A 26,479-nucleotide genomic window follows, 5' to 3' on the forward strand; every position below is an offset into this window, starting at 1 on the left:
CACAGCAGGTATCTGACATGCACAGTTCCGACAGCACGTTCCCCCAGCTCGAGCAATGGCTCGATGAAAAGCACGTCACCGAAATCGAATGTCTGGTCCCCGACCTGACCGGTGTCGCCCGTGGCAAGATCCTGCCGCGCGAAAAGTTTACCGAAGACCGCGGCATGCGCCTGCCCGAGCTGGTGGTGGCCATGGGTGTCACCGGCGAGGTGCCCTACGAGGGCGCGTATCAGAACATCATTCCGCCGACCGACCAGGACATGCACCTGCGGCCCGATCCGGACTCGGCATGCATCGTCCCCTGGGCCTCGGATCCGACCGCCCAGGTCATCCATGATTGCTACGACCGCAACGGCAAACTCGTACCGTTCGCGCCGCGTTCCGTGCTGCGGCGGGTGTGCGACCTGTATGCCGCCGAGGGCTGGCGGCCGGTATTGGCGCCCGAGCTCGAATTCTATCTGGTGGCCCGCAATCCGGATCCGGACGTCCCGCTGACGCCGCCAGTCGGCCGTAGCGGTCGCGCCGAAAGCTCGCGCCAGGCCTACTCGATCGACGCGGTGAACGAATTCGACCCCTTGTTCGAGGAGGTGTATGCCTTCTGCGAACAGATGGAACTCAACGTCGATACGCTGATCCACGAAGCCGGCGCCGGGCAGATGGAAATCAATTTTTTCCACGGAGATCCGCTCGCCCTGGCCGACGAGGTGTTCTACTTCAAGCGCACGCTGCGCGAAGTGGCCATGCGCCACGACATGTTCGCCACGTTCATGGCCAAGCCCATCGCCGGCGAGCCTGGCAGCTCGATGCACATCCACCAGAACATCATCGATACGGCAACCGGACGCAATCTGTTCAGCAATCCGGATGGCAGCCCCAGCCGCGAGTTCTACTGGTACATCGGGGGCCTGCAGAAATATGTTCCGGCGGCCATGGCCATCTTCGCCCCCTACGTGAATTCCTATCGCCGACTGGTCCGCGACAGCGCGGCGCCCATCAACATCCAGTGGGGCGGCGACAACCGCACCGTCGGCATTCGCTCGCCGGTCTCCGAGGCGCCGGCGCGGCGAGTCGAGAACCGGGTCATCGGCGCCGATGCCAACCCATACGTCTCCTTCGCCGCCACGCTCGCCTGCGGCTACCTCGGCATCAAAAACCGCATCGAGCCGCAAACCGAATGCACGGGAAACGCCTACCACGGTGACTACGAACTGCCCCGCTCCCTGGGAGAAGCGCTAACCCTGCTGCGCAAGGATGCCGACCTGAGCAGCGTGCTGGGTGAGGCCTTCGTCACCGTCTACACGGAGGTGAAGGAAGTCGAGCACGCGGAGTTCATGAAAGTCATCTCGCCGTGGGAGCGAGAGCACCTCTTGCTCCACGTCTGAGACCCGTGCGTGTCGGTACCGACCCGGCGCCCGCGTCGGCCGGCCCCAGCGACGATGTCCTCGACGATCAGGACGCGCGCAGGGTCGTCGAGCACCGCACGCACGGGGTCAAAGAGCCCCTCGGGTGGCAGAAGCCGGCCGCCGGAGGACATGAGCGGTTCTGCCATGAACTTTGTTATGCGATCGCAGATCGCGATTGCCCCCTTCGCAGGGTCCATCCCCAAGCTTCGTCGCGCGGGGCGTGGCCTGCCTGAGAGACAGCAATGACGACTGACCAGTTCTATATCGACGGGCGCTGGGTTGCGCCCCTGGGCACCGAGACGATGGCCATCATGTCACCGGCCACCGGGCAAGCGCTCGGGCAACTCAGCCTGGGTAGCAAGGACGACGTGGATCGCGCCGTCGCAGCGGCAACCCGCGCTTTCACGACATGGGGGCAAACCTCCCCTCGGGAACGCTGTGCGCTACTCGAACGCATCGTCAAGGTCTACACCCGCCGTCGCGACGAGATCGCCGAGGCCATGCGCATCGAGATGGGTGCACCGATCGGCTTGGCGCGCGGCGCGCAAAGCGGCGCCGGCCTCGGCCATCTGCGTGATTTCGTCCATGCCATGCAGAAGATCGAATGGGAAGCACCCCTCGCCCCCGGCGACACGGCCAATCGCATCGTGATGGAACCCAAGGGCGTGGCCGCGCTGATCACACCCTGGAACTGGCCGATGAACCAGATCACCCTCAAGGTCGGTGCAGCACTCGCGGCCGGTTGCACGATGGTGCTCAAACCGTCCGAACTCGCACCCCTGTCCGCCGAGCTGTTTTCACAGATCCTCGACGAAGCCGGGGTGCCCGCCGGCGTGTACAACATGGTCCATGGCACCGGGCCGCTCGTCGGCGAAGCGCTGTGCGCACACCCCGATGTGGATGTGATCTCGCTCACCGGCTCCACCCGTGCGGGAACGGCCGTCCTCAAGACCGCGGCCGACAACATCAAACGCGTCGGCCTCGAACTGGGCGGCAAGGGCGCCGCCATCATTTTTGCCGACACCGATGTCGAACAGGCCGCCGCCGGCACTGCACGCGCGCTCTTTCAGAACAGCGGCCAATCCTGCAACGCGCCGGCGCGCATGCTGGTCGAGCGGGCGGCCTACGATCGCGCCGTGGAAGTGGCCGCCGAGGTCGCCCGCAGCGTGACCGTCGGCGATCCGGCGTCAGACGCAACACAGGTCGGACCCGTCGTCAGCGCCGCCCAGTACGAACGGATCGAAGCGCTCATCGAGGTCGGCATGTCGGAAGGCGCCCGTCTCGTCGCCGGCGGCCCCGGACGTCCGGATGGGCTCAAGTCCGGCTACTACGTCCGACCCACGGTGTTCGCCGATGCCACCAACGCCATGACCATCGCCCGCGAGGAGATCTTCGGCCCGGTACTCACCATCATGCCCTTCGACACGGAGGCCGAAGCGGTTTCGATCTCCAACGACAGCGTGTATGGCTTGGCCGCCTACGTGTGGACCACGGACGGCGAACGCGCGCGCCGCATCGCTCGCCGACTGCGCAGCGGCATGGTTCGGCTCAATGGCACCGATCTGCCCTTCGGCAGTCCGTTCGGTGGTTTCGGACAGTCGGGAATCGGTCGAGAAGGCGGCGTCTGGGGGATCGAGGAGTTCCTCGAGGTGAAGGCCGTCAGCGGCTGGCCACCAGAGTAGCGCCACCACACCTCGGGGTTCATCCCGGCGATGTCCGCCACCTTTGCCGGACGCCCCCCAACCATCGGCCTCGACGGCCCGGAAGAGTATTGCTTCGCGCAGACAACGCGCGCCACATGAGAGTTGTGAGGAAACCATGAACACAGTACGCACCACCGCAGCACTTCGCGCGCTTGACGCGGCGCACCACCTGCATCCCTTCACCAACGCACGGGAACTCAACGCCCAGGGCGTGCGCATCATCGAGTCGGCACGCGGCGTCTACCTGACCGACAGCGACGGCCAAAAGATCCTCGACGGCATGAGCGGCCTGTGGTGCTCGACCCTCGGTTACGGACGTCGCGAGATCCTCGACGCAGTGACCAAGCAGATGGAGGTGCTGCCCTTCTACAACACCTTCTTCAAAACCTCCCACCCCCCGGTGATCCAACTGTCCAAGCGGCTGGCCGAAGTGACCCCGAGCCAGTTCAACCACTTCATGTTCACTGGATCGGGGTCGGAGTCGAACGACACGATCTTCCGCCTTGTGCGCTACTACTGGGACCTGGTCGGCCAGCCCGACAAGACCGTCTTCATCTCGCGCCACAACAGCTACCATGGCTCCACCGTCGCCGCCGCCTCGCTCGGTGGCCTCAGCGCCATGCACAAACAAGGAGGGCTGCCGATTCCCGGCATCGTCCACGCCCCCCAACCCGCATGGTGGGCCGAAGGCGGCGACATGAGCCCGGACAGCTTCGGCCTCCATGTGGCACGCCAGACCCTCGACATGATCGACGAAATCGGCGCGGACAAGGTCGCGGCGATGTTCGCCGAGCCCATCCAGGGGGCCGGCGGCGTCATCATTCCGCCAGCCACCTACTGGCCCGAGTTGTCCAAGGGCCTGAAGGAACGGGACATCCTGCTGATCTCCGATGAAGTCATCTGCGGCTTCGGCAGGACCGGGCACTGGTTCGGCTGCGAGTTGATGAACACCCAGCCCGACTTCATGACCCTGGCCAAGGGCATCACCTCCGGCTACATACCGCTCGGCGCCGTGGCGGTCTCCGACCGCATTGCCTCCGCCCTGCTCGCGCATGGGGACGAATTCGCCCACGGATTCACCTACTCCGGCCATCCGGCCGCGTGCGCCGCGGCCCTCGCCACGCTAGACATCATGCAATCCGAAGACGTCGTGCGCCGCGTTCACGACGACATCGGGCCGTATCTCCAGGAAAAATGGCGAAGCCTTGCGGAACATCCGATGATCGGGGAGGCGACCATGGAAGGCCTGATCGGCTCCTTCCAGTTCTGCGCCGACAAGCAGGCGCGCACCACCTTCCCCGCGTCGGCGAACATCGGACTTGCCGCGCGCGACTTCTCGTTCGACAACGGCTTGGTGATGCGCGCCGTCGGCGACCGCATGGTCATCGCTCCGCCCTTCGTCCTCTCCCGCGGCGAAGTCGACGAGTTGATAAGCAAGGCATCCCAGACCATCGACCAGACCTACCAGCACGCGCGCAAGCTCGGGCTGATCGCTTGATTGTCACGCCGGGAGCCTCAATGGAAATCGCCTCGCACTCCGGAGCCTCCCTGGCGGAAGCCCAAGCGTTCCTGGAGCGATATCCGGACGTTCAAGCCATCGACATCGTGTTGACCGACTGCCACGGCATCGGGCGCGGCAAGTCGATCCGGCGACACGAGTTGGAATCCCTCTATCGTTCCGGGCGGGCGATGCCCAGCTCCATGTTCGGGCAGGACGTGGCCGGCGACGACGTCGACGACTCCGGTCAGGTGCTGAACGACGGGGGCGGCGACAAGCGCTGCTGGCCCCTGCCCGGCACGCTCGGCATGCAGCCGCACAGCCAGCGCGGCCAGGTGCTGGTCAGCATGTACAACGCCGACGGCACGCCGTTCAGCGCCGAGCCCCGGCACGCGCTCGTTCGCCAGATCGACAAGGCGCTGGCCGCGGGCTACCGGCCGCAAGGTGCCTTCGAGCTCGAGTTCTACCTGATCGACCGGGAGCGCGACGCGCACGGCAAGCACCAGCCTGCGCGCTACGCGCTGAGCCACCGGCGTTCGTTGAACCGCAACACCATGTCGGTGGACGAAATCGACGAAATGTCCCCGTTCTTCGACGCGGTGTACGAAGGCGCCAGGCACCTGGACGTTCCCCTCGAAGCGCTGATTTCGGAATACGCGGTCGGACAATACGAACTGACCATCCGCTATCGGGACCTCCTGCGCGCGGCGGACGACGTCATCATCGCAAAACGCCTCGTCCGCGCCGTGGCCCGCCGCTTCGGCTTCGAGGCCTGCTTCATGGCCAAGCCCTTCGGCCAGCAGGCGGGCTCGGGCATGCACTTGCACCTGTCGCTCGCCGACGGGACGGGCGAGAACCTGTTCGGCGATCGCGCGGACGGAACGCTGAGTCCGCTCATGCTGCAGGCCATCGGCGGCATCCGCCACACCATTGCGGAAACGATGCTGATCCTCGCCCCCCATCTGAATTCCTGGCGACGCTTCGCCTCCGTGCTCTACTCGCCCGCCTCGGACACCTGGGGCATCGAAAACCGCACCGTCGCGCTGCGCGTCCCCGAAACGCCGGGAAGTGCGCGCCATTTCGAGCATCGCGTCGCCGGCGTCGACGCCAATCCCTATCTGGTCGCCGCGGTCACCCTCGCGGGAGCGCTCAAGGGCATCGAGGACCACCTCGACCCTGGCCCCGCCGCGGAAGGCAACAGCTATGGCAACACGCGCGCAGCCCACCTGCCCCGAAGCTGGCTGGACGCGATCGATCGCCTGGACGACTCCGAATTCGTCCGCCAGGTGCTGGGCGAATCCTTGCACCAGGGTTTTGTCGCGATCAAACGCGCCGAATGGCAGCGGTTGGCGATCGATGTTTCGGAAGCGGAATGGGACTTGTATGGCTTCGTCATCTGAGAGCTTGTGAAGGAGCAATTCACTCTCGGCCCCCAGGCTTGCATGACTGTGGAGAGGTGGCCGCGGATTCGAGCCGGAAGATGACGAGAATGACGGCTGTCGATGACGGTCACGAGCCGCGGAGATCATGCCCCGCCGAGAACGACTCGGCGGGGCGTCTTTCTTGCTGGGTGGCGGAAAAGGCCTACTCACATCCGGGAGTCAGTCTTGCCTGAAGCGAACCGGCCAGTTGCCTCTCGCCGCCCCCTTGTATGTCAGAAGGTATGGCGAAGGCCTGCCGCCAGCGAGGTGGAGGCAGCCCCATCATCGGTGGCGAGCACGCCACGCGCGGCGTTGTCGTCGTTGGTGGTACGGTTTGCCATCACATAGACGGTGGTTCGCTTCGACAACCCATAGGTGTAGGCAAGCGACAACGACGTCGAGTCGTTGTCAGCATTTTCGTCGTCGCTTAGACGGCCAATGTCAGCATGAATCTTGCCCTTTCCGACCGGAACGACCACGCCGAGATAAGCAACCTGTGCATCCACTACGCCGTTCTCCTTGGCGGTTTGGTAGCTTGCAGACAGCTTCGCCACACCAAAATCCATTGTGCCGCCCAGATAGATCTCTTTCAGGTTGTCTTTGGCACGACGCGAGTTATGGTAGATCGCGCCCACGGTCACTGGCCCTGCCGCATAGGCGGCAGCCACCCCCATCTTGTCGTCCTGCCCCCTGTCGTCGCCGCTCTCTGCCGTCTGAAAGGAGTAGATCGCTTCGGCAGAGAAAGCCCCCATTTTGGGAAGCTTATAAGTGATCGAGTTGTCCCAGCGGGCATCCGTCCCGGGCTGAATTGATGCTCCGGGGATCGAGTTGGTGAGAAATGCCTGGCTGTTGAAGGTAGCGCCGGGGACTGCCTGAGAGAACTTGAGGGAATAGTTGTAACCGGGGGCGTATTGGCGCCCCAACCCCACGCTACCGAAATCGCCGCTCAAGCCAACCCAGGCCTGACGATGAAATTGCCTTGTCGCCGATGCAGGGGCTCCGGTATCGATGGAAAATCCTTGTTCAAGGGCGAATTCGGCCTTCAAGCCACCACCGAGATCTTCCGAGCCCTTGAAACCGATCCGGGGGGCGGAGTACGGGCCGCTGACCACACCGTTGAAGGTCGTATCCCCTGCCTTGCCGTAGCCAATGCCGGCATCGACGATGCCATAGATCTTGACGTTCGATTGTGCAAACACCGGGGCCACCACAAGGCTGGCGGCGGCCGCAACGAGTAGTTTCTTTTTCATCTCTATTCCTCTTTTGATCAGGTCTTGAGTCACTGGTGCTGGCTCCTTGTGCCCTCTCACTCACGAGGCGGCGCACAGAGCCTTTGGCGTGAAATTCATAAAATTCGGATCTGTCTCCTCCCCTCTGACGTGTTGGCATTGCTAAAGAAGGTCGTTCCGGCCCCTCAGCGGCTATCCCTCCCGGAAGGGAAGGTTCATCGCGGTAGGAAAAAGGCCCCAGAGACGGTCATGCCCAGCCATGAAGATCGAACGGCATCCGTTCAGCACCGGGCTCTCGCTTGACAACACGCCCTCGCCCACACGAAGGGCTTTCTCCTGGCAGCCATCAGCCACTTCCGAGCGCGCTCCCTTCGAGATGGGCGGGGAAAACGGCAACACGGAGCCCTGGCAGCTTCCCGCGGAGCGCGGGCTGCCAACGTGTTCTTCAAATTTGGGGTACGACGACGTGAGGCCTAGACGCCCTCTGGACCAAAAGGGAACGCCGACGCGAAACGCGCCGACGTGATCAGTGGATCAGTTGGTCGTGATATGAGCAGCCTTGATGACCTTGGCCCAGCGATCGATCTCGCCGCGCACATACTGGTCGTAGGCCTCAGGCGTACTGGCGCTGATCATGAGCCCCTCCGGCTGCACCCGGTTGCGGAACGCTTCGCTCTGCGCCGCTTTCTTGGCCGCCGCATTGAGCTTGGCGATCACCTCGGGCGGTGTTCCCGCCGGGGCGTAGATGCCATACCAGCTATCCGCGACATAGCCCGCAAGACCCGATTCGGCCATCGTCGGCAGCTCGGGATGTGCCGGCGAGCGCTCTGCCGTGGTCACCGCAATCGCCCTCAGCTTGCCGCTCTCGACGAAGCCTCCCACGGCCGCAGCAGTACCGAACATCATGTCGACCTGCCCACCCAGCAGATCCGTCAGTGCGGGGCCCGCCCCCTTGTACGGCACATGGATCATGTCGATCTTGGCCAGATGCTTGAACAACTCGCCGGCCAGATGCGCCGAGGTGCCGTTCCCCTGCGAGGCAAAAGTCAGCGCACCAGGCTTGGCCGTCGCAGCCGCGACAATATCCTTCACCGATTTGTACGGACTGTCCGGACGAACGACCAGCACGTTGGGAGAGCGCGCGATCAGCATCACCGGCGCAAAGTCCTGGTCCGTGTTGTACGGTAGCTTGGCCATCAGGCTCGGATTGACCGCATGCGCGATCGTCGAGACCACCAGCGTGTAACCATCCGGATCGGCCTTGGCCACCGTGTCGGTGCCGATCACCGTGCTTGCACCCGGCTTGTTCTCGATGACCACCGGCTGGCCAAGCTCCTTGGACATCTCGGCACCGAGGGTGCGAGCCACCAGGTCGGTGCCGCCGCCGGGCGAAAACGGCACCACGATGCGAATCGGTTTATCGGGGAAGGCTGCCTGCGCCGAGGGCAGCATCACCCCAAGCGTAGTCACTGCAACTGCAGCCAGACGCAGGCTGCCCATCAACGTGGAAATAAGGGTAGATCGCATGGTTGTCTCCTGATTTGCGATGTTGATCTCGTCCCACCGACCGATTTTTTTACCGGCGGCTTCGCTCTTGTTTTGCAAGTCCAATGTATGCCATCACACATCATGAAACACCCTCGCAATTCCATTCAGTGGAATTCACCGAACCCAAGCCCCGACGTACTCGGCACGAAAACGGATATATCGGGCAGCACGCCAAATCGATGGTCAGCGAAGAACCTCGGTTGCGAATGCGCCGGGCATGAAGACCGGCATCGTCCCCGGAGATACGCGGATGCTGGACGCCGCGTCGATTGACCGACCCAGATCGAACCGGCGCCGAAGACATCGCCGGCCGCCATATCCCCTACCGAACTTTCGGGGGGCCGGATATCCGGCTCTACCTTGGGGCAGGTATCGTCCACTTCTCCGTACCACAGTCCCCCCGAGAGGCCGGACGCTACCGATTTCAGTGAAGCACGAGCACCGGAAGCCGGGTCTTGGAGATCAATCTTTTTGCATGAGATCCAAAAACAAGCTCCCCGAGCGCCCCTCGTCCATGAGTAATGACCACGATCATGTCGCAGCCGAGCCGTTTGGCTTCTTCGGCGATCGTGCTATCGACCATATACGCGGTCACGGCAACGCCGGAAAAGTCGACGTCGGCCGCCTTGGCCCGGGCTTCGAACTGTCCGAGTAGTGACTGGGCGTGCATCTCGTTGCCGCTCTGATGCGCCTGAATTCGCTCCGAAAAAGTCTCGGCATCACGACTCGTGACCGCCAACGGAAGATCGGGCTCGACCACGAGTCCGGTAATGCGGGCCCCCAATTGCCGGGCCAGTTCAATACTGTCTTCCATCGCCCGCTTGGATAACGCCGATCCATCGATCGGTACCAACAGATGCTTGTACATAGTCAGAACCTCCATTCAGTGCACTAAACGCTCACCACGATTCATGAGCCAACCAGGGCGACTCCCTGTCGAGAGCGGAAATCAATGCCGGTGTGATCTATGGCTACCCACGCCCGGCAACGTGAAAATGCGCCACGCAACCCGCCAGTTTCTCCGCCAACGCGCGCAACTCGCCAGCAGCGACTGCCACGTCCTGTACCGCGCCCGAGTTTTCCGCAGCCATCCGGGCGACGCTCTCGACGCGGCGTGAGACGTCATTGGCACCCGTCGCCTGTGCCCGCAACCCCAAGTCAAGCTCGTCGATGAAACCGACCACTTTGCTCGAGGCTTGCTGGGCACGATGCACCACGTCAGTGGCCTGCCGGGATCTCACCGTCCCTTCGGCGACGGTCGCGACGGCGGTTTCCATTCGCGTCGCCATCGCACCCGAACCCGTGCGAATCGAAGCCACCAGATCAGTGATCTCCCTGGCGGCTTTTCCCGTCTTTTCGGCCAGACTGCGCACCTCATCGGCAACGACCGCGAAACCACGGCCATGCTCCCCAGCGCGCGCCGCCTCGATAGCCGCGTTGAGCGCCAGCAGATTCGTCTGTTCGGCCACCTCACGGATCATGTCGACCATGCCGGCAATGGCCCCGATCCGCCCGTCGAGCGACCGCGTTTCGACATGAGCCTCTTTCACGGTCTTCACGATGGAGTCGATCTCCCGACCGACCTGATGAATGGCATCAACGCCATCGGAGGACAATTCGCCCGATTCGACGCAGACCTGCCGCGCATCGCCCGCGAGCGTCGACACCCTGCCGATACTCACCGAGATATCCTCCAAGGCACTGGCAATATCCGCGGAGGTCTCGGCCTGCGAATCGCAACGTTTGCCAACGGCTTCTGACGAACGGGCAAGCTCACTGGCGGCTTCGTTGATACGGCGCACCGAACACTGGATTTCGACGATGACCGCGGTCAATGCACTGGCCATCCGCCCCATGCCCGCCTCCACCTGAGCCACCTCGTCAGAACCTACGACGACGGGCGCGACGCTCAGGTCGCCATTCCCGACCCGCGCCACCACGCTGGACAATCGGCGCATGGAACCGACGATCGACCGGGTCACGAGCCAACTGATCACGATCGCCAGCACCAAGGCACTCAGGGTCGCGCCAATCAACAGCTTCAGTGCCTGGTCGGCAGACTGGCCGATGCCTTCGATCCGAGAACGACTGCGCTCGGCAGCCACTGTCAGATAGGCATCCAGCGCCTGCTGCGCAAGCTGCAGCGCGGGTGCCACATCCTCAGAAAGAAGCAACCGGGCCGTGGACAACCCGCTCGGTTCCGTCAAGAGCCCACGGACCTCCACGAGCGTCGCCAAAGCGTCGGCATATTTCGATTTGAACAGCCCGAAAGTCCTGATCTCCTCCGCATCGGCACCGTCTCCGACCTGAGCGGCTTCAATCACCTTGGAGGCCCGCTGGACCATCTCGACGGACGCATCGACCGCCCTCAGGACCCGCGTGGCACCATCGATGGTCTCTGCGGTGCTCATGGAAGCGACCGCCAAGCGAATTCGCGTTGCCCCCTCGCTCAACTCGGTCGCGGCTTCGGCCTGCGACAGATACACGTCTTCAATGAAACGGGCATGGCCCTTGATGCCATGGAGCAGAACATACAAGCCCCCGCCGAGCGCCATCAGCAGGCAAACCAGGCAGCCGAACCCGAGCACCAGCCGCTGGCCGATACGCAAGCGCCCCGGCAAAAAACGCCGCCACCGCCCCAAGTGATGGACCGGCCGTTCAACAGGACGCATCGCCACGCCTCCCTACTTCACCAACGTGACAGGCACGGACGAGTGCTGCAGCACCTCCTCAGCGATTGAGCCGAGCAAGACCTGCATCAATCCCGTCCGGCCATGCGTCCCCATGACGATCTTGTCGAACCCCTTCTCTTCGGCGTAGCGCAAAATGGTGTCGGCCACATGCCCCACGGCGATATGCACCTGGCACGGCACGCCGGCCGCATCCAACGCTGCGCGCGCCCCCTCCAGGGCGGCAAAGCCTTCTTCACGGTAGTAGTCTTCCAGCGTGTCATGCTCGACGAACATGCGTACATGACCGGACTCGACGGGAATCTGCACATTGAGCAGGTGCACCTCGATCTGTGCAGACTGGCGATGCAGCTTGAGCACGTGAGCGATCGCCTTTTCGCCAAAAGCCGACCCATCAACTGGCACCAGAATCTTCAGCATGGAAATGCTCCTTCAATGATTGGACGTCGAGCTTTCGCCCGCCGCCAGGTCCACCAGGGGCGGCTCTTCTGCGCGCCCCCTGCCGGCGGCCAACAACCGCCCGATCACAACCACAAGCACAGCCCCGGCTGCGGCCGTGAGGTAGTGCAACCAGCTCGGCGCCCCTTCGAGATACGGTTGCACCACCACGTCGGAAACGATCATGCCGCCGGCGATCCACCCCAGCAACGCTGCCCCGCCGGTAATGACCATGGGAAAACGGTCCATCAGCCGCAGCACCAGCTTGCTGCCCCAGACGATGATCGGAATGCTCACCACGATGCCGAAGATGACCAGATTCAGGTCTCCCTTGGCTGCACCCGCCACGGCAATCACGTTGTCGAGGCTCATCACCGCATCGGCCACGATGATGGTCTTGATCGCCCCGAACAGCGTCGTGCCGCCGTGAACATTCGCGTGCCCATCGTCGTCTTCGGGCTGCAACAACTTGACGCCGATCCACAGCAGCAGCAGCCCGCCGACCACTTTCAGGAAGGGAAGCGCCAGCAGTTGCAGGGCGAAGAAGATCAACACCACACGCAAGAGGATCGCCCCCGCAACGCCCCACGCGATGCCCTGGCTGCGCTGCTTCGGGGGCAGCTTCCGGCACGCCAGGGCGATCACCACCGCGTTGTCCCCCCCCAACAGGATGTCGATGGCGATGATCTGGAGCACCGAGATCCAGAACGACGACTCCATCAAGAACTCAGGCATTTCCCTCTCCTTTCACGTTCATCCTCCAAACTTTCTGAGCGGCTTCACTCTTCCTCACGGAAAGCCTCCTCACGTTTCTTGCGAATGGCTGGCGAGATCACCACGACCAGCGCGATCACTGCGATCACGAGCATCGTTCCGCTGATCGGACGCTCGATGAACACCATCGGGTCGCCCCGCGACAGCAACAGGGCTCTGCGCAGGTATTCCTCCATCATCGGTCCCAGGATGAAGCCGAGCATCAGCGGCGCCGGTTCGCAGTCGAGCTTGCGGAACATGTAACCCACCAGGCCGAACGAGGCCATCAGATAGACGTCGAACGCGTTGTTGGAGAGGCTGAACACGCCGATCGCGCAGAACACCAGGATGGCCGGGAACAGCAGGTGGTAGGGCACCGAGATCATCTTCACCCACAAGCCGATCAGGGGCAGATTGAGCACCAGCAGCATTGCGTTGCCGATCCACATGGACACGATCAGCCCCCAGAACAGGGCGGGCTGCTCGGTCATCACCGACGGTCCGGGCTGGATGCCCTGGATCATCATCGCGCCGATCATCAACGCCATGACAGGATTGGACGGAATGCCCAGCGTCAGCATCGGGATGAACGACGCCTGTGCGCCGGCGTTGTTGGCCGACTCGGGCGCCGCCACGCCTTCGATGGCGCCTTTGCCGAAGTTCTCCGAATTCGGCGAGATCTTCTTCTCAAGGGCGTAGGAGGCGAATGAGGAGAGCATCGCACCGCCGCCGGGCAGGATGCCGAGCACCGTCCCCATCCCCGTCCCCCGCAACACCGGACCGACCATGCGCCGGAGGTCCGCCCAGCTGGGCAGCAGGCCGGTGATTTTGCTCGCTGTCATCGTACGGGTCGTTTCGTGCTGCAGATTGGCGATGATCTCGCCGAGCCCGAACACCCCCATCGCCACCACCACGAAGTTGATCCCGTCGGTGAGGTGGGGAGAATCGAAGGAATAGCGCGCCAGACCCGAGTTGATATCCGTCCCCACCATGCCGAGCAACAAGCCCAGCAAGATCATGCCGAGCGCGTGCAACAACGAGCCGCTGGCCAGAACGATGGATGCGACCAGGCCGAGCGTCATCAGCGAGAAGTACTCCGCCGGCCCGAACTTCAGTGCAACCTCGGTCAGCGGCGGCGCCGCCAGCGCAATCAGGAAAGTGCAGATGGTGCCGGCGACGAAGGAGCCGATGGCGGCCACCGCGAGCGCCTTGCCCGCTTGCCCCTTGCGTGCCATCTGATACCCGTCGATGGCGGTCACCACCGACGAGGACTCGCCCGGCAGGTTCACCAGGATCGCGGTTGTCGAGCCACCGTACTGCGCGCCGTAGTAGATCCCCGCGAGCATGATCAGCGCCGAAGTCGGTGGCAGACCGAAAGTGATGGGCAGCAACATCGCGATGGTCGCCACCGGACCGAGCCCGGGCAGCACACCGATCGCGGTGCCCAGGAATACCCCGATCAAACAATAGAGAAGGTTCGAGAGGCTCGCGGCCATTTCCAGGCCGAGCCCGAGATTCGCAAGAATTTCCATGATCTTTTCTCCTTAGCCGCCGAACCAGGTGCCGAACAAAGGCAGCGGGATGCCAAGCCCCTTGACGAAGACCAGCGAACAGAATGCGATCAGGCCGAACATGGCGGCCGTCGCCTTCCATTCGAAGCGAAACCGGCTGCTCGCCGACGCGCTGATCAGGATGAGTGCCGTCAGGGCAAGAACCAGACCCGCGGGCTTGATCAGATAGGCGAATGCCACCGTTGCGCCAACGATCAGCACAATGGGTTTCCAGGCAATCGCACCGATCGCCTCGCCCCGGCGAAACAGCGAGCGCCCCAGCGACGCGGCACCGAAGATCACCAGCAGTGCGCCCAGTACGGTAGGAAAGTAGCCCGGCCCCATGCGAGCGGCATCACCCATGCCGTAGTCGCGGGCCAGCACCACGCCCAGCCCCCCGATGGTCAAGTAGAGGAGCCCGGCCCAGAAATCCTTGGGGCCCTTGATCAATCCGTTCATCGTGTGTCTCCTTCCATCTATTTGTCGTCCGTCGGCGCGCGGAAAGGGTCGCCGACGGCGGGTTGTCGTCCCGTTTGTCCTTGGTCGGTCCCGTTCTCTGGCGAACGGCGCCTACTGCCCCCTCAAACCCGCTCCAGAATGACTGCCACCCCCTGCCCCACGCCGATGCACATGGTGCATAGCGCGAAGCGCCCTTTGATTCGATGCAACTGATTCACCGCGGTGGTCGCCAGCCGCGCCCCCGAGGCGCCGAGCGGATGGCCCAGCGCGATTGCGCCGCCGTTCGGATTGACGCGTGAATCGTCATCCGCCAAGCCCAGGTCGCGCAGTACCGCCAGCCCCTGTGCCGCGAAGGCCTCGTTGAGCTCGATCACGTCCATCTGATCGAGCGACAGGCCGGCCAGTGCCAGCACCTTGCGCGTGGCCGGCGCCGGCCCCATGCCCATGATGCGTGGCGGTACCCCGGCGGTGGCCATCGCCACCACGCGGGCGCGGGGGTTCAAGCCGTGGCGCGCCGCGCTGCCGGCGTCGGCCAGCAACAAGGCGCAGGCGCCGTCATTGACGCCGGAGGCGTTGCCGGCGGTGACCGTGCCGTCGGGGCGCACCACGCCCTTGAGACGGGCCAGGGCCTCGAGGCTGGTGTCGCGCGGATGCTCGTCGGTATCCACCACCGCCGGGTCGCCCTTGCGCTGGGGCACGCTCACCGGGGTGATCTCGGCATCGAAGTAACCGCTGCGCTGCGCCGCCAACGCCTTTTGCTGCGAGGCCAGCGCCATGCGGTCCTGCGCGGCCCGGTCGATGCCGAACTCGGTGGCCACGTTCTCGGCCGTCTCGGGCATCGAATCGACACCGTAGCGCGCCTTCATCAGCGGATTGACGAAGCGCCAGCCGATGGTGGTGTCCTCGATCGAATTGGCACGGGTGAAGGCGGCGCTCGCCTTGGGCAGCACGAAGGGCGCGCGGCTCATGCTCTCCACGCCGCCGGCGATCATCAGCCCCGCCTCGCCGCTCTTGATGGCCCGCGCCGCGGTGCCCAGGGCATCGAGCCCCGAGCCGCACAGGCGGTTGACCGTCGAACCGGGCACCGACACCGGCAGCCCGGCAAGCAAGGCGCTCATGCGGGCCACGTTGCGGTTGTCTTCGCCGGCCTGGTTGGCGCAGCCGTAGATCACGTCGGTCACGGCCTCCCAGTCCACGTCCGGGTTGCGCGCCATCAGGGCCTGTAGCGGCACCGCGCCCAGATCGTCGGCGCGCACCCCGGAAAGGGCGCCGCCATAGCGACCGAAGGGTGTCCGGATCGCGTCACAGATGAATGCATCGATTGTCATCATGATTTCCTCAATGGTTCGATCGGTGGCGCCGACCTACCAGTCCAGCGCCGGCACCGTGTCGAGCACACGCAGGCGTTCGAGCAAGGCCTGCGCCGCGCCGCTGCCAATCACCGGGGTGGCCAGCTCCAGCATCTTGTCCTCGAGCTCGGCATCGCTCAGCGGCGCCTCCGGATCGCCTTTCCGATTGGGCTGGAAGTACGAATGGCGTTCGCCCGAGTCGAGCTCGATCTCGATGCGCGCGGCGCGTTTGCCCGGGAAGGCGGCATCCAGTTCGGGATCGACCGCCACCTCGATGCGTGCCATCAGCGCCCGGGTGGCCGGGTCGTCGAGGCGTGCCGGCGCGTAGGCGGCCAGCCGCACGCTGCCATGCACCAGCGCCGTGGCGACCACGTACTTGAGGCTGAAGCGCGCCTCGTTGGCGGTGGTGGGTTCCAGGTAGCAGGCGATGTCCAGCGCCGGGCGATAGGTGCCGACCCGCACCCGGGCGATCCGCTCGGCGCGGATACCCTGCGCACGCTGCAGCGCCAGCGCGCCGTCGATGGCCGCAAAGGTGTGGCCGCAGCCGATATGGTTCTTGAAGGTCATGCGGGTGATGTGGAAGTCGCGCCCGAGCGTCTCGCCGATGCGCGACCAGTCCGGCCCATCGCTCATCGCCTTGCCCAGGCCGCTGTCGCCTTCGAGCACATCGAGCGAGCCGGTCACCCCGCGCGCGGCCAGTTGGGCCGCCAGCACCCCGCCCTCCGCCGCCCGCCCCGGGTGCAGGGGCTTGGACATCGAGTCCATGCGGAAGGCCTGTTGCAGGCCGGCGGCGAAGGTGGCCGCGGTGGCCAGCGCATGGGCAAACGGCCGGCCCTCGAGTCCGTACAGATAGGCGGCGACGGCGGCGGCCCCGAAGGTGCCGATCGTCCCGGTGCTGTGCCAGTAGGTGTAGTGCGGCCGGCCCATGACCACGCCGATGCGCGTCGAGATCTCGTAGCCCAGCACCACCGCACGCAGGAATTCGAGGCCGCTGGCGCCTGTCTCCTGGGCCACCGCCAGCGCGGCGGCCACGGTGGCGGCGCCGGGGTGGTACATGGCATCGCGGAAGCTGTCATCGATTTCCGCGGCATGGGCCGCAGCGCCGTTGATCAGCGCCGCCGTGCGCGCCGTCGCGAGGCGGCCGAAGGCCAGTCGCGCGCCGCCCCGGTCGAGATCGTCGGCCAGGGTGGCTTCGAGCAGGCGGACCGGCTCGGTGGCCAGACCCGGGAACAGCGAGGCGTACCAGTCGATCACCACCCGCTTGGCGTGGTGGACCACCTCGTCGCTCAGCGCGGTGCGGCGGAATTCGGCGGCATGGGCGCCGAACAGTTCGGTCACGGTCATGGGCGGATCACTCCTCGAACAGATGGGTCAGGTCACCGCGCACGAAGCCGGGACCACTCAAACGGGCCAGTTCATCGAGGTCTGCCGCGAGCGCGTCGCGCCCGCGTTCGCGCGCCCAGAACACCACGCCGCCTTCCCAGCGCGGAAAACCGTAGCCATTGACCAGCGCCACATCCACGTCGCCGGCATGTTGCGCCACGCCCTCACCCAAGAGCAGCGCGGCTTCGTTGGCCATCGCCAGCAGCGCGCGGCGCTGGATCTCCTCGGTGCCGAGCCGGCGCGGCGCCAAGCCCTTGGCTTCGCGTTCGCTCACGATGATGTCGTGCACCGCCGGATCGACCTCGCGCCCCTTGCCCTCGGGCGGATAGCGGTAATAGCCGGCGCCGGTCTTGCGGCCGAGCCGGCCCGCTTCGCACAGACGGTCGGGGATGGCGACATAGCGGGCGGACGGATCGCGCGTGGCGGCCTGGCTCTGACGCATCCGCCAAGCGATGTCCAGGCCCGACATGTCGGCCACCGCGAAGGGGCCCATGGCGAAGCCGAAGGCCTCCAGCGCGCTGTCCACCTCCTCTGGCCAGGCCCCCTCCTCGATCATGAATTCGCATTGGCGGCGGTAGGCGGCGTAGACGCGGTTGCCGACGAAGCCGAAGGCATTGGCGGTCACCACCGGCATCTTGCGCATGCGCTTGGCCACATCCAGGCCGGTGGCCAGGGCGTCGGGCGCGGTCTCGGCGCCACGCACCACTTCCACCAGGCGCATCACATTGGCCGGGCTGAAGAAGTGCAGACCGATCATGTCCTGCGGCCGTGCCGTGGCCGCGGCGATGGCATCGAGATCGAGATAGGAGGTGTTCGACGCCAGCACCGCACCGGGGCGCGCGCATTCATCGATACGCCGGAATACCGTCTGCTTCACCGACAGCTCTTCGAACACGGCCTCGATCACCAGATCGGCCGCGGCCAGGGTGGCCCAATCCAGACTGGTCTCGAGTCGCGAGCGGCAGGCATCGGCCGCCTCCGGCCGGATCTTGCCGGCGGCGACACGGCCCTCGTAATGGGCCGCGATCCGCTCCGCGCCGCGGTTCAGGGCCGCCGCATCCTGCTCCAGCAGACTCACCCGGTATCCTGCGTCCAGCGCGGCGATGGCGATGCCCGAGCCCATGGTGCCGGCGCCGATCACCGCGATGCGCTCGACCGCACGCGCTTCGATGCCTTGCAGGTCGGGCTGCTTGGCCGCCTCGCGCTCTGCAAAGAACTGATGGCGCAGCGCGCGGGCCTCGCGCGTCAGTCTCAGTTCCTGGAACACCAGGCGCTCGTGCGCCAGGGCTTGGTCGAAGGGCTGTCGCGCCGCGGCCACGATGGCGTCGATGGCCGCCTGCACGGCCGGGCGGCGTTTGCCCTTGCGCAGCGCGGCCTGACTCGCCGCCTCGATGTCGGCCTCGGTGGCCGGGGGCACGGCACGATCCCGCACCCGCGCCTTGGCGCCGCCGAGCGAACGGGCATGCGCGACCGCGGCGGCGCGCAACTCGCCCTCCGCCACCGCGTCGATCATGCCCATCCGGTAGGCCGCATCGGCTTTGACACGGGTGCCGGCGCAGATCAGTTCGATGGCCTTGGGCACCCCGACCAGCCGCGGCAGTCGCTGCGTGCCGCCGGCACCGGGAATGATGCCCAGGGTGACTTCGGGCAAACCGACCACGGTACCGGGCGCGGCAATGCGCGCATCGCAACCGAGCGCCAACTCGTAGCCCCCGCCGAGAGCCGCGCCATGCAGCGCCGCCACGACCGGTTTGGTACAGGCCTCGATGGCGGAAATCACGGTGGGCAGTTGCGGCTCGGCCAAGGGTTGGCCGAACTCCTTGAGATCGGAACCGGCAATGAAGGTCTTGCCGGCGCCGATGATGACGGCCGCGCTCAGTTGCGGATCGGCATCGACGGCGACAACCGCCGCCAGCAGCCCTTGCCGCACTTCGGTCGACCCGGCATTGATCGGGGGGTTGTCGATCACGAGCACGGCAACATCGCCGTCCCGCTCCATGCGCACAGGCGTGCTCATATCATGTCTCCAGCAACGCGTCGCCCAGCCAGTCGATCAGCAGGCGATTCACAAGATGGGGCTGCTCGTACTGCAGCCAGTGGCCGGCATCGGGCACGATGACGGTACGGCGCTCGGGGTGACCGGCGGTGAGGGCGGCGGCCACCGGTCCCGGCTCGACGGTCACGTCGTGCTCGCCCCAGGCCAGCAGCAGCGGTCCGGACAGGGTGTCCAGCACGTCGGCAAGACCGCCGCCGCGGGAGATCTCCTTGCTGCGAAAGCGCGTCCGCAGGCACGAATCGGTATGGATGCGGACGGCCAGGGCATCCACCGCGGCGGCGGCGTGCAACATCTGAACCGCCAGGTTGTGCCGCATGATGTCCGCGAGGCTGGCCGTGTCGCGCGCACCGGCCGCGGCGCGCCAACTGCGCAGTTCGCCACGCGGCCGGCGCGCACCGCGATGACCGGCCGGCGCCAGCAGCGCCAGTCGCCGCACCCCCGGCCAGCGCGACGCCAGGTGCGCGGCGACAAGGGCGCCAAAGGAGAACCCGACCACATCGACCGCCTCCCGCGCACCGAACAAGGCCTCCATACCAGCCACCAACGGATCGAGCACGGCCGCCAGATCCTTGCCCGCCGGGGCATCCGAATCCCCGTAGCCGGGCAGTTCCGGCAGCCACACCTGGGCCTGTCCGGCCAGCGCTTCGATGTTGTGAATCCAGTGCATCCAGCTGCCGTGGCCACCATGGATCAGCACCAGCGGCCGCCCCTGGCCGAAACGCCGCCAGCACATGGCCTGACCGTCATGGACCACGCTGTGCCGCACGGACTGTGCTTCCAGCGCACGAATGCGGGCGCGGGCCATGTCTTCCGTGTTCGGGCTCGGGGTCGAGGTCGGGGCGCACATGGTGGGTTCTCCGGACACCGGTCGATCCGCTCAGGCGCCCAGCACCACGACGCCGTCGGCGGCGCGCACGCCCTGCCCTTCGGTCAGCACGAAGACGGGGTTGATCTCGGCTTCGATCAGCCGCTCGCCCATCTGCGCCGCCATCCGGGAGAAGGCCACGATCGCCCCGACCAACGCGTCCACATCCGCCTTGGGACGACCGCGGAAGCCGTCGAGCAGCGGCCAGGTCTTGAGATCCTTCGCCAAGGCCAGGGCCTCGTCCCGGCTCAGGCCGCTGCCCGGCGGCAGCAGCCGCATGGCGGTGTCCTTGAACAGCTCGGCGGTCACGCCCCCCATGCCCAGCAGCACCGCGGTGCCCAGCGGATCGCGATGCATGCCGAGGATCAGTTCGGTACCGCCGGACACCATTTCCTGCACCAGGAAGCGCTGCGGCGTCGTGCCGGTGGCCGCCTGGACATCGGCCGCCATGCGCGCCAGGCGGGCGCCGATCTCCTCGGCGGGCACATTGACGGCGACGCCACCGACGTCGCTCTTGTGCGTGATCTGGCCGGAGAGAATCTTCAACACCACCCGGCCGCCCAATTCGCGGGCCGCCTGCTCGGCCTCGGCCGCCGATTCGACGACGCGCTCGCGCACGCAGGGCAGACCGAAGCGGGAGAACAGTTGCTTGGCCTGGGCTTCGTCGAGCGAGCCGGCCGGGAAATCCGCCACGTCCACCGGCGCCGGCAGCGCCTCGGCCGTTGCCCCGGGGGTCCAGGTCGAGGCCTGCAGCATGGCTTCGAGCGCCACGGTGCAGCTCTCCGGCGCGGTAAAGGCCGGCACCCCCCGCTGGTTGAGCAGCGCCGCCAGATCGGGCGCATGCGGGCTCACGTAGGCGAGCACGGGTTTGTCGCTGTTGGGCAGGCAATCCTTGATCGCGCCGACCATCAGCTCGGGCATCGCCAGGCTCGACGAGCCGACGATGATCACCAGCGCATCGTAACTGGGGCTGTCGAGCAGGGTATTGATCGCCCCGCGCAGCAGGTCCGGCTGCAGGCCGGCCAGGGTCACGTCGATGGGGTTGCGGTCGAGCGCGGCATGGTCGCCGGTCTGCAGGGCGCGCAACCGCTCGGCGGTCGCCTCGTCGGGCGCCGGGGTATCGAAACCGGACACGCCGAGGCTGTCGGACACCAGCGTGCCCGCCCCACCGGTGGAGGTGAGGATGGCCACCCGCCGGCCCTTGAGCACCCGCGCGGTCGACAACGCGGCGGGGATGTCGAGCAGATCGCCGAAGGTCTGCGCGCGGATCACACCGACCTGACGGAACAGCGCGTCGTACATCCGGTCGGCGCCAGCGAGCGCGCCGGTGTGCGACACCGCGGCCTTGGCACCGGCCTCGGAGCGGCCGATCTTGAAAGCCACCACCGGCTTGCCGGCGCGGGCCGCCTTGAGCGCGGCGGCGCGGAACTTCTCCGGATTGCGGATGGTTTCCACATACAGCGCGATCACACGGGTGGCCTCGTCGTCGGCCAGGTGATCGATGAAATCCGCCAGTTCGAGATCGACTTCGTTGCTGGTGGAAATCAGTTTCGACAGGCCGATGCCGCGCGCCGCGGCGCGCGACAGGAAGGCCCCGAGAATGCCGCCGCTTTGCGACACCACACCGATCGAACCGACCGGAAAGTGTTCCATTTCGAGCGCGCCGCTGGCCGACAGCGGAATGTTGTCGGTGAGGTTCACCAGGCCGATGGTGTTCGGCCCCAACAGGCGCATGGCACCGGCGGCCTCGATCAGCTCCTTCTGCCGACGGGCGCCCTCGGCGCCGGTCTCGGTGTAGCCGCTGGCGAGCACGATGGCCGCTGCCGTGCCCCGTGCGGCCAGGTCGCGCACCGCCAGGTGGGCGCGCTCGGCACCGAGCAGCACGATGCCCACATCGGGCACCGCCGGCAGCGAGGCCACATCCGGATAGCAGGGCAAGCCGTCGATGAACTCGGCACGCGGGTTGACCGGATAGATGTCCCCGTCGAAGCCGTGCTTGCGCAGGTAGGACACCGGCCGGCCGGCGGTCTTGTTGAGGTCGGCAGACGCGCCGATGATGGCCACGCTGCGGGGTTTGATCAGTTTCGAGATGGCATCCATGGGGCTTATTCCTTGTTCCCGGATTGGGCTTTCTTGGCGTCTCGCTTGGCGAGGAAATCCATCACCGACGCGCGGTGCTCGGTGCTCGTGTAGCAGATGCCCTGCGCCTGACTGCCCTGCGCGAACACCTGGCTGGCCGACAGTTCAAAGCTCTGGTTGAGGATGGTCTTGCCCAAGGCCAGCGCGGTGGCCGACCCCCGGCTCAATTCGGCGGCCCAGGCCTGTGCGTCGGCCACCAGGGTGTCGGCGCCGGTGCGCCGATCGACGATGCCCAGCTGCTGCGCTTCGTCGATGTCCACCGTGCGCCCGCTGAAGATCAGCTCCTTGGCCTTCGACAGGCCAACGCGGCGCGGCAGGAAGTACATGCCGCCGCCGTCGGGGATGATTCCGCGCTTGATGTAGGACCAGGTGAAGCTGGCCGCCTCGCTGGCGATGATGAAATCGCAGGCCAGCGCGGTATCGGCGCCCAGCCCCGAGGCCGCGCCGTTGACCGCCGCGATGGTCGGCTTCGGCAGCGTATGCAGCAGGGTCTGGGTGTGATGGACGCGCTGCTGGCGATGCCAGCCGTTGAAGCCCACTTCGCCCGCAGGCGCCTGCATGCGCCGCTCCATGCCGGTGATGTCGCCGCCAGCGCAGAAGCCCTTGCCGTTGCCGGTCAGGACCAGAGCCCGGATCGCCTTGTCGGCCGCCACGCGCTCGAGCGCATGGATGAACTGGGTGCGCATCTCGTCGCTCATGGCGTTGCGCTTGTCGGGACGATTCAGATAGAGGGTGGCGATGCCATCGCGAACCTGAAGATCGATGAAGGTCTGCGTATCCAATGGAGTCTTCCTTGAATGTCTGGACGGATTTCGGGATGGGCGGACGCGCGCAGGCGTCGGTCCGGTCGTTCAGTTGGTGGTGATGTGGGCGGCCTTGATGACCTTGGCCCAGCGATCGATCTCGCCGCGGACGTACTGCTCGTAGGCTTCGGGCGTATCGACGCTGATCATCAGGCCTTCGGGCTGCACCCGATTGCGGAAGGCTTCGCTCTGCGCAGCCTTCTTCGCCGCCGCGTTGAGCTTGGCGATCACCTCCGGCGGCGTACCCGCCGGGGCGTACATGCCGTACCAGCTGTCCGCGACGAAACCGCTCAGGCCCGCCTCGGCGACGGTGGGCAGTTCGGGATGCGCCGGCGAACGCACCGCCGTGGTCACCGCGAGCGCCCGCAGCTTGCCGCTATCGAGGAAACCGCCAACGGCCGCCGCGGTGGCGAACATCATGTCCACCTGCCCGCCGAGCAGATCCGTCAGCGCCGGGCCGGCGCCCTTGTAGGGCACATGGATCAAATCCACCTTGCCTAGGTGCTTGAACAGCTCACCGGCCAGATGCGCCGAGGTGCCGCTGCCCTGCGAGGCAAACGTCAGCGCGCCGGGCTTGGCGGCGGCGGCCGCAAGGATGTCCTTCACCGACGTGTAGGGGCTGTCCGGGCGCACCACCAGGATGTTGGGTGAGCGCGCGATCAGGATCACCGGCGCGAAATCGGTGTCGGTGTTGTACGGCAGCTTGGTCATCAGGCTCGGATTGACCGCGTGCGCCGCGGTGGAAATCACCAGCGTGTAGCCGTCGGGATCGGCCTTGGCCACGGTGTCGGTCCCGATGATGGTGCTCGCGCCCGGCTTGTTTTCGATGACGACCGTCTGACCCAGCTCCTTGGACATCTCGGCACCGAGGGTACGGGCGACCAGATCGGTGCCCCCGCCGGGCGAGAACGGCACCACGAAGCGGATCGGCTTCTCGGGGAACGTGGCGGCCTGCGCAGCAGGCAGACTGAAGGCGCCGAGCACGGCGGAAAGCGTGAGGGTGAGAGCCCGTTGGAAACGGCGCCCAAAATAGCGTGACATCCTTTGTCTCCTGATCCAGTGTGATCCGATAGGCGCTTTCCGCTGCCCCATTGGCATCCGGTTTTCGCGCTCTTGTTTCGTGGTTCCACTATATGCATCCTCACCCGCCGAAACACGCTGCCAATTCCACTCAGTGGAAAACATTGGGCGCTGTTCAGCGAGCCGGACAAGGGGCCCCGAACAACGGGAACATGCCCCACGGCAATGATCGCCATGCACGGGAGCGAGATCGCCCCCTTCGCTTTGCGCGGGGATATGCACCGGCTCGGAATCCCTGCTGGCGGCGGGCAGCGGCCAGGGCCGCCACCACGCCGGGCCAACCCCGACTACGCCGGATCCGAGTGGGTATCGAGGAACAAGCGCAGCGCACGGTTGAACTGCGCCGGCTGCTCCACGCAGCTCATGTGTGCCGCATCCGACACCACCGCGAGCACCGAGTCCTGCAAGTGGCGATGAATGTCGAGCGCGGCGCTCAGCGGCGTACCGATGTCGTGCTCACCGACCATCACCAGCACCGGGCACTGGATCTCGCCCAGACGCTCGGTGGTATGCACCTCGGCAATGGCCGCGCAGCAACCGCACCATCCATCGACCGACGTGGCGCGGATCATCTGCGCGATGCGTTCGGTCTCCTCGGGCTCGTCGGTGCGGAATCGCTCGGTGAACCAGCGCCCGATGGCGGGCGCCACCAGAGGTGCGATGCCGCCCTCGCGGGCGGTGCGGATCCTTTCGGCCCACATCGACGCGGGCGTGGCGGTATGGGCGCTGGTGGTGTCGGCCAGCACCAGCGAACGCAGACGCTCGCCATGCTTCAGGGCGAAGACCTGACCGATCATCCCGCCCATCGAAAACCCGACCCAGTGCGCCCGGTCCGCACCGACGTGATCCATCAGTTTGAGCGCGTCGTCGGCGAGCAGATCGAGGGAGTACGGCGCCGGCGTGGCGCCGCTCGCTCCGTGCCCGCGGGTGTCGTAGCGCAACACGCGATACCGACCTGCCAAGGCATCGAGTTGGTGATCCCACATGCGCTGATCGCATCCGAGCGAATGGGACATGATCACCCAGGGGCCGGACTCGCCAATCACCGAATACGCCATGCTGACGCCGTTGATCTCGACCTGCATGCTGCTCTCCTGTTCGTCAGTTGGGCTGGATGTTGGCGGCCGTGGCGATGGCTTTGAACTTCGCCACTTCTTCCGTCAGCAAGGCCTGAAACGCTTCCGGAGAACTGGCCGCGATCGCCACCCCCATCTCGCCCAGCCGCGTCTGGATATCAGGCTCGTGGAGGATGGCCACCACCTCCCGATTGAGCCGCGCGACGGCTTCCGGCGGCGTCTTCGCGGACACCAGCAGGCCGTACCAGAAGCTCCATTCATAGCCCGGCACCCCCGACTCCGGGACAGTGGGCACATCGGGCATTTCAGGCATGTGCTGTTTGCCCGCGACGGCCAATGCACGCACCTTGCCGGCCTGCACCAGTTTGACGGCCGCCACATAGGGGGCAACGGTGAAGTCCACCCGGCCAGCCACCACTTCGGTCATGGCTTGAGCCACACCCTTGTAGGGCACATGCAGCACCTCGATGCCGGCCTTCTGACGCAGCAGCTCGGCCGCAAAATGCGTGCTCCCGCCGACGCCCGCGGAGGAATAGGTCAGACGTCCCGGCTCGGCCTTGGCGCGGCGCACCAGATCGGCCATGTCGACCACCGTCGACGCCGCCGGCACGATCACCACCGCAGGGCCGTCGCCGATGAGGGTCACCGGAGCGAAATCCTTGAGGGTGTCGTAGCGAAGATTGCGGTAGACGGCCGGCGCGGTCGCATGTGCCGGCGTCACGCTCAACAAGGTCGAGCCGTCCGGCGTCGCATCGAGTACATCTTGAGCGGCCAGCATGCCACCGACACCCGGTTTGTTGACCACAACAGCAGGGATCTGATGCCGCGCCTGGATCTTTTCTGCAATCAGGCGGGCGGCCAGATCCGGCACCCCGCCCGGCCCGAATCCGACGAAGAAGGTGTAGCGGGATGCCTCCGGTACCGGCGCGGCGCCCTCCTGGGCCGATGCGGCCATACCGGCATTGGCGGCAGTCCCCATGGCCAAGGCCAGCAGCATGCATCCGAGCGCAGACAAGCGCGTGCGATTTTTGCGTGT

General features: G+C 65.8%; 21 protein-coding genes. 4 read left to right on the forward strand and 17 right to left on the reverse strand.

What is annotated here, in order from left to right:
• Nucleotides 1-17: 17 nt before the first annotated feature.
• From I8J34_RS10640 to I8J34_RS10655, 4 genes are all read left to right on the forward strand, one after another.
• Nucleotides 18-1,382 carry a glutamine synthetase family protein gene (locus I8J34_RS10640; protein ID WP_214361382.1) on the forward strand — a complete coding sequence of 455 codons (1,365 nt, stop codon included), beginning with the start codon at nt 18-20 and terminating at the stop codon, nt 1,380-1,382.
• A gap of 263 nt (nt 1,383-1,645) precedes the next feature.
• Complete coding sequence (locus I8J34_RS10645) at nt 1,646-3,085, forward strand: aldehyde dehydrogenase family protein (protein ID WP_214361383.1); 1,440 nt, start codon at nt 1,646-1,648, stop codon at nt 3,083-3,085.
• Nucleotides 3,086-3,221: 136 nt separating this feature from the next.
• A complete protein-coding gene (locus I8J34_RS10650) occupies nt 3,222-4,604 on the forward strand; it encodes an aspartate aminotransferase family protein (protein ID WP_214361384.1) in 1,383 nt (460 codons plus the stop codon).
• A gap of 20 nt (nt 4,605-4,624) precedes the next feature.
• On the forward strand, nt 4,625-6,004 hold the full coding sequence (locus I8J34_RS10655; protein ID WP_214361385.1) for a glutamine synthetase family protein: 1,380 nt from the start codon (nt 4,625-4,627) through the stop codon (nt 6,002-6,004).
• 254 nt (nt 6,005-6,258) lie between these two features.
• On the opposite strand, the gene I8J34_RS10660 is transcribed toward I8J34_RS10655, so the two are convergent.
• The 17 genes from I8J34_RS10660 to I8J34_RS10740 form a co-directional block, all read right to left on the reverse strand.
• Nucleotides 6,259-7,308 (reverse strand): porin, encoded by a 1,050-nt coding sequence (locus tag I8J34_RS10660; protein WP_214361386.1) that lies wholly within the window; start codon nt 7,306-7,308, stop codon nt 6,259-6,261.
• 480 nt (nt 7,309-7,788) lie between these two features.
• Nucleotides 7,789-8,859, reverse strand: coding sequence for a tripartite tricarboxylate transporter substrate binding protein (locus tag I8J34_RS10665; protein WP_214361387.1), 1,071 nt, complete (start codon nt 8,857-8,859; stop codon nt 7,789-7,791).
• A 367-nt stretch (nt 8,860-9,226) separates the two neighbouring features.
• Nucleotides 9,227-9,670: a universal stress protein gene (locus I8J34_RS10670; RefSeq protein ID WP_214361388.1), complete on the reverse strand. Its 444-nt coding sequence runs from the start codon at nt 9,668-9,670 to the stop codon at nt 9,227-9,229.
• 103 nt (nt 9,671-9,773) lie between these two features.
• Nucleotides 9,774-11,474, reverse strand: a complete 1,701-nt coding sequence (locus I8J34_RS10675; protein WP_214361389.1) for a methyl-accepting chemotaxis protein — start codon at nt 11,472-11,474, stop codon at nt 9,774-9,776.
• A 12-nt stretch (nt 11,475-11,486) separates the two neighbouring features.
• The gene (locus I8J34_RS10680) at nt 11,487-11,912 is read right to left on the reverse strand and encodes a universal stress protein (protein WP_214361390.1); all 426 of its coding nucleotides are present in this window, start codon (nt 11,910-11,912) and stop codon (nt 11,487-11,489) included.
• Between the two features lie 12 nt (nt 11,913-11,924).
• The gene (locus I8J34_RS10685) at nt 11,925-12,665 is read right to left on the reverse strand and encodes a TerC family protein (protein WP_214361391.1); all 741 of its coding nucleotides are present in this window, start codon (nt 12,663-12,665) and stop codon (nt 11,925-11,927) included.
• 44 nt (nt 12,666-12,709) lie between these two features.
• Nucleotides 12,710-14,215 (reverse strand): tripartite tricarboxylate transporter permease, encoded by a 1,506-nt coding sequence (locus I8J34_RS10690; RefSeq protein WP_214361392.1) that lies wholly within the window; start codon nt 14,213-14,215, stop codon nt 12,710-12,712.
• A 12-nt stretch (nt 14,216-14,227) separates the two neighbouring features.
• A complete protein-coding gene (locus I8J34_RS10695) occupies nt 14,228-14,692 on the reverse strand; it encodes a tripartite tricarboxylate transporter TctB family protein (protein ID WP_214361393.1) in 465 nt (154 codons plus the stop codon).
• A 122-nt stretch (nt 14,693-14,814) separates the two neighbouring features.
• Nucleotides 14,815-16,020, reverse strand: a complete 1,206-nt coding sequence (gene pcaF, locus I8J34_RS10700; protein WP_214361394.1) for a 3-oxoadipyl-CoA thiolase — start codon at nt 16,018-16,020, stop codon at nt 14,815-14,817.
• 36 nt (nt 16,021-16,056) lie between these two features.
• Nucleotides 16,057-17,385, reverse strand: a complete 1,329-nt coding sequence (locus tag I8J34_RS10705; RefSeq protein WP_214361395.1) for an MmgE/PrpD family protein — start codon at nt 17,383-17,385, stop codon at nt 16,057-16,059.
• Nucleotides 17,386-17,392: 7 nt separating this feature from the next.
• On the reverse strand, nt 17,393-19,441 hold the full coding sequence (locus I8J34_RS10710) for a 3-hydroxyacyl-CoA dehydrogenase NAD-binding domain-containing protein (protein ID WP_214361396.1): 2,049 nt from the start codon (nt 19,439-19,441) through the stop codon (nt 17,393-17,395).
• Between the two features lies 1 nt (nt 19,442).
• Entirely contained in the window at nt 19,443-20,327 is an 885-nt protein-coding gene (locus I8J34_RS10715) for an alpha/beta fold hydrolase (RefSeq protein WP_214361397.1), read from the reverse strand.
• A gap of 30 nt (nt 20,328-20,357) precedes the next feature.
• Nucleotides 20,358-22,445, reverse strand: a complete 2,088-nt coding sequence (locus tag I8J34_RS10720; RefSeq protein WP_214361398.1) for an acetate--CoA ligase family protein — start codon at nt 22,443-22,445, stop codon at nt 20,358-20,360.
• 5 nt (nt 22,446-22,450) lie between these two features.
• Nucleotides 22,451-23,266 (reverse strand): enoyl-CoA hydratase/isomerase family protein, encoded by an 816-nt coding sequence (locus tag I8J34_RS10725; protein ID WP_214361399.1) that lies wholly within the window; start codon nt 23,264-23,266, stop codon nt 22,451-22,453.
• Nucleotides 23,267-23,335: 69 nt separating this feature from the next.
• Complete coding sequence (locus tag I8J34_RS10730; RefSeq protein ID WP_214361400.1) at nt 23,336-24,328, reverse strand: tripartite tricarboxylate transporter substrate binding protein; 993 nt, start codon at nt 24,326-24,328, stop codon at nt 23,336-23,338.
• Between the two features lie 326 nt (nt 24,329-24,654).
• On the reverse strand, nt 24,655-25,452 hold the full coding sequence (gene pcaD, locus I8J34_RS10735; RefSeq protein ID WP_214361401.1) for a 3-oxoadipate enol-lactonase: 798 nt from the start codon (nt 25,450-25,452) through the stop codon (nt 24,655-24,657).
• Nucleotides 25,453-25,468: 16 nt separating this feature from the next.
• Nucleotides 25,469-26,440 (reverse strand): tripartite tricarboxylate transporter substrate-binding protein, encoded by a 972-nt coding sequence (locus I8J34_RS10740; protein ID WP_214361402.1) that lies wholly within the window; start codon nt 26,438-26,440, stop codon nt 25,469-25,471.
• Between the last annotated feature and the right edge of the window lie 39 nt (nt 26,441-26,479).

This window comes from Denitromonas iodatirespirans (assembly GCF_018524365.1).
Lineage (GTDB): Bacteria > Pseudomonadota > Gammaproteobacteria > Burkholderiales > Rhodocyclaceae > Nitrogeniibacter > Nitrogeniibacter iodatirespirans.

Coding starts and splice junctions, on each gene's coding strand:
- I8J34_RS10740 (WP_214361402.1), bottom strand. CDS start 26,440: ATGCTGCTGGCCTTGGCCATGGGGACTGCCGCCAATGCCGGTATGGCC.
- I8J34_RS10640 (WP_214361382.1), top strand. CDS start 18: ATGCACAGTTCCGACAGCACGTTCCCCCAGCTCGAGCAATGGCTCGAT.
- I8J34_RS10655 (WP_214361385.1), top strand. CDS start 4,625: ATGGAAATCGCCTCGCACTCCGGAGCCTCCCTGGCGGAAGCCCAAGCG.
- I8J34_RS10675 (WP_214361389.1), bottom strand. CDS start 11,474: ATGCGTCCTGTTGAACGGCCGGTCCATCACTTGGGGCGGTGGCGGCGT.
- I8J34_RS10720 (WP_214361398.1), bottom strand. CDS start 22,445: ATGGATGCCATCTCGAAACTGATCAAACCCCGCAGCGTGGCCATCATC.
- I8J34_RS10670 (WP_214361388.1), bottom strand. CDS start 9,670: ATGTACAAGCATCTGTTGGTACCGATCGATGGATCGGCGTTATCCAAG.
- I8J34_RS10690 (WP_214361392.1), bottom strand. CDS start 14,215: ATGGAAATTCTTGCGAATCTCGGGCTCGGCCTGGAAATGGCCGCGAGC.
- pcaF (WP_214361394.1), bottom strand. CDS start 16,020: ATGACAATCGATGCATTCATCTGTGACGCGATCCGGACACCCTTCGGT.
- I8J34_RS10685 (WP_214361391.1), bottom strand. CDS start 12,665: ATGCCTGAGTTCTTGATGGAGTCGTCGTTCTGGATCTCGGTGCTCCAG.
- I8J34_RS10705 (WP_214361395.1), bottom strand. CDS start 17,385: ATGACCGTGACCGAACTGTTCGGCGCCCATGCCGCCGAATTCCGCCGC.
- I8J34_RS10645 (WP_214361383.1), top strand. CDS start 1,646: ATGACGACTGACCAGTTCTATATCGACGGGCGCTGGGTTGCGCCCCTG.
- I8J34_RS10715 (WP_214361397.1), bottom strand. CDS start 20,327: ATGTGCGCCCCGACCTCGACCCCGAGCCCGAACACGGAAGACATGGCC.
- pcaD (WP_214361401.1), bottom strand. CDS start 25,452: ATGCAGGTCGAGATCAACGGCGTCAGCATGGCGTATTCGGTGATTGGC.
- I8J34_RS10730 (WP_214361400.1), bottom strand. CDS start 24,328: ATGTCACGCTATTTTGGGCGCCGTTTCCAACGGGCTCTCACCCTCACG.
- I8J34_RS10710 (WP_214361396.1), bottom strand. CDS start 19,441: ATGAGCACGCCTGTGCGCATGGAGCGGGACGGCGATGTTGCCGTGCTC.
- I8J34_RS10695 (WP_214361393.1), bottom strand. CDS start 14,692: ATGAACGGATTGATCAAGGGCCCCAAGGATTTCTGGGCCGGGCTCCTC.
- I8J34_RS10680 (WP_214361390.1), bottom strand. CDS start 11,912: ATGCTGAAGATTCTGGTGCCAGTTGATGGGTCGGCTTTTGGCGAAAAG.
- I8J34_RS10650 (WP_214361384.1), top strand. CDS start 3,222: ATGAACACAGTACGCACCACCGCAGCACTTCGCGCGCTTGACGCGGCG.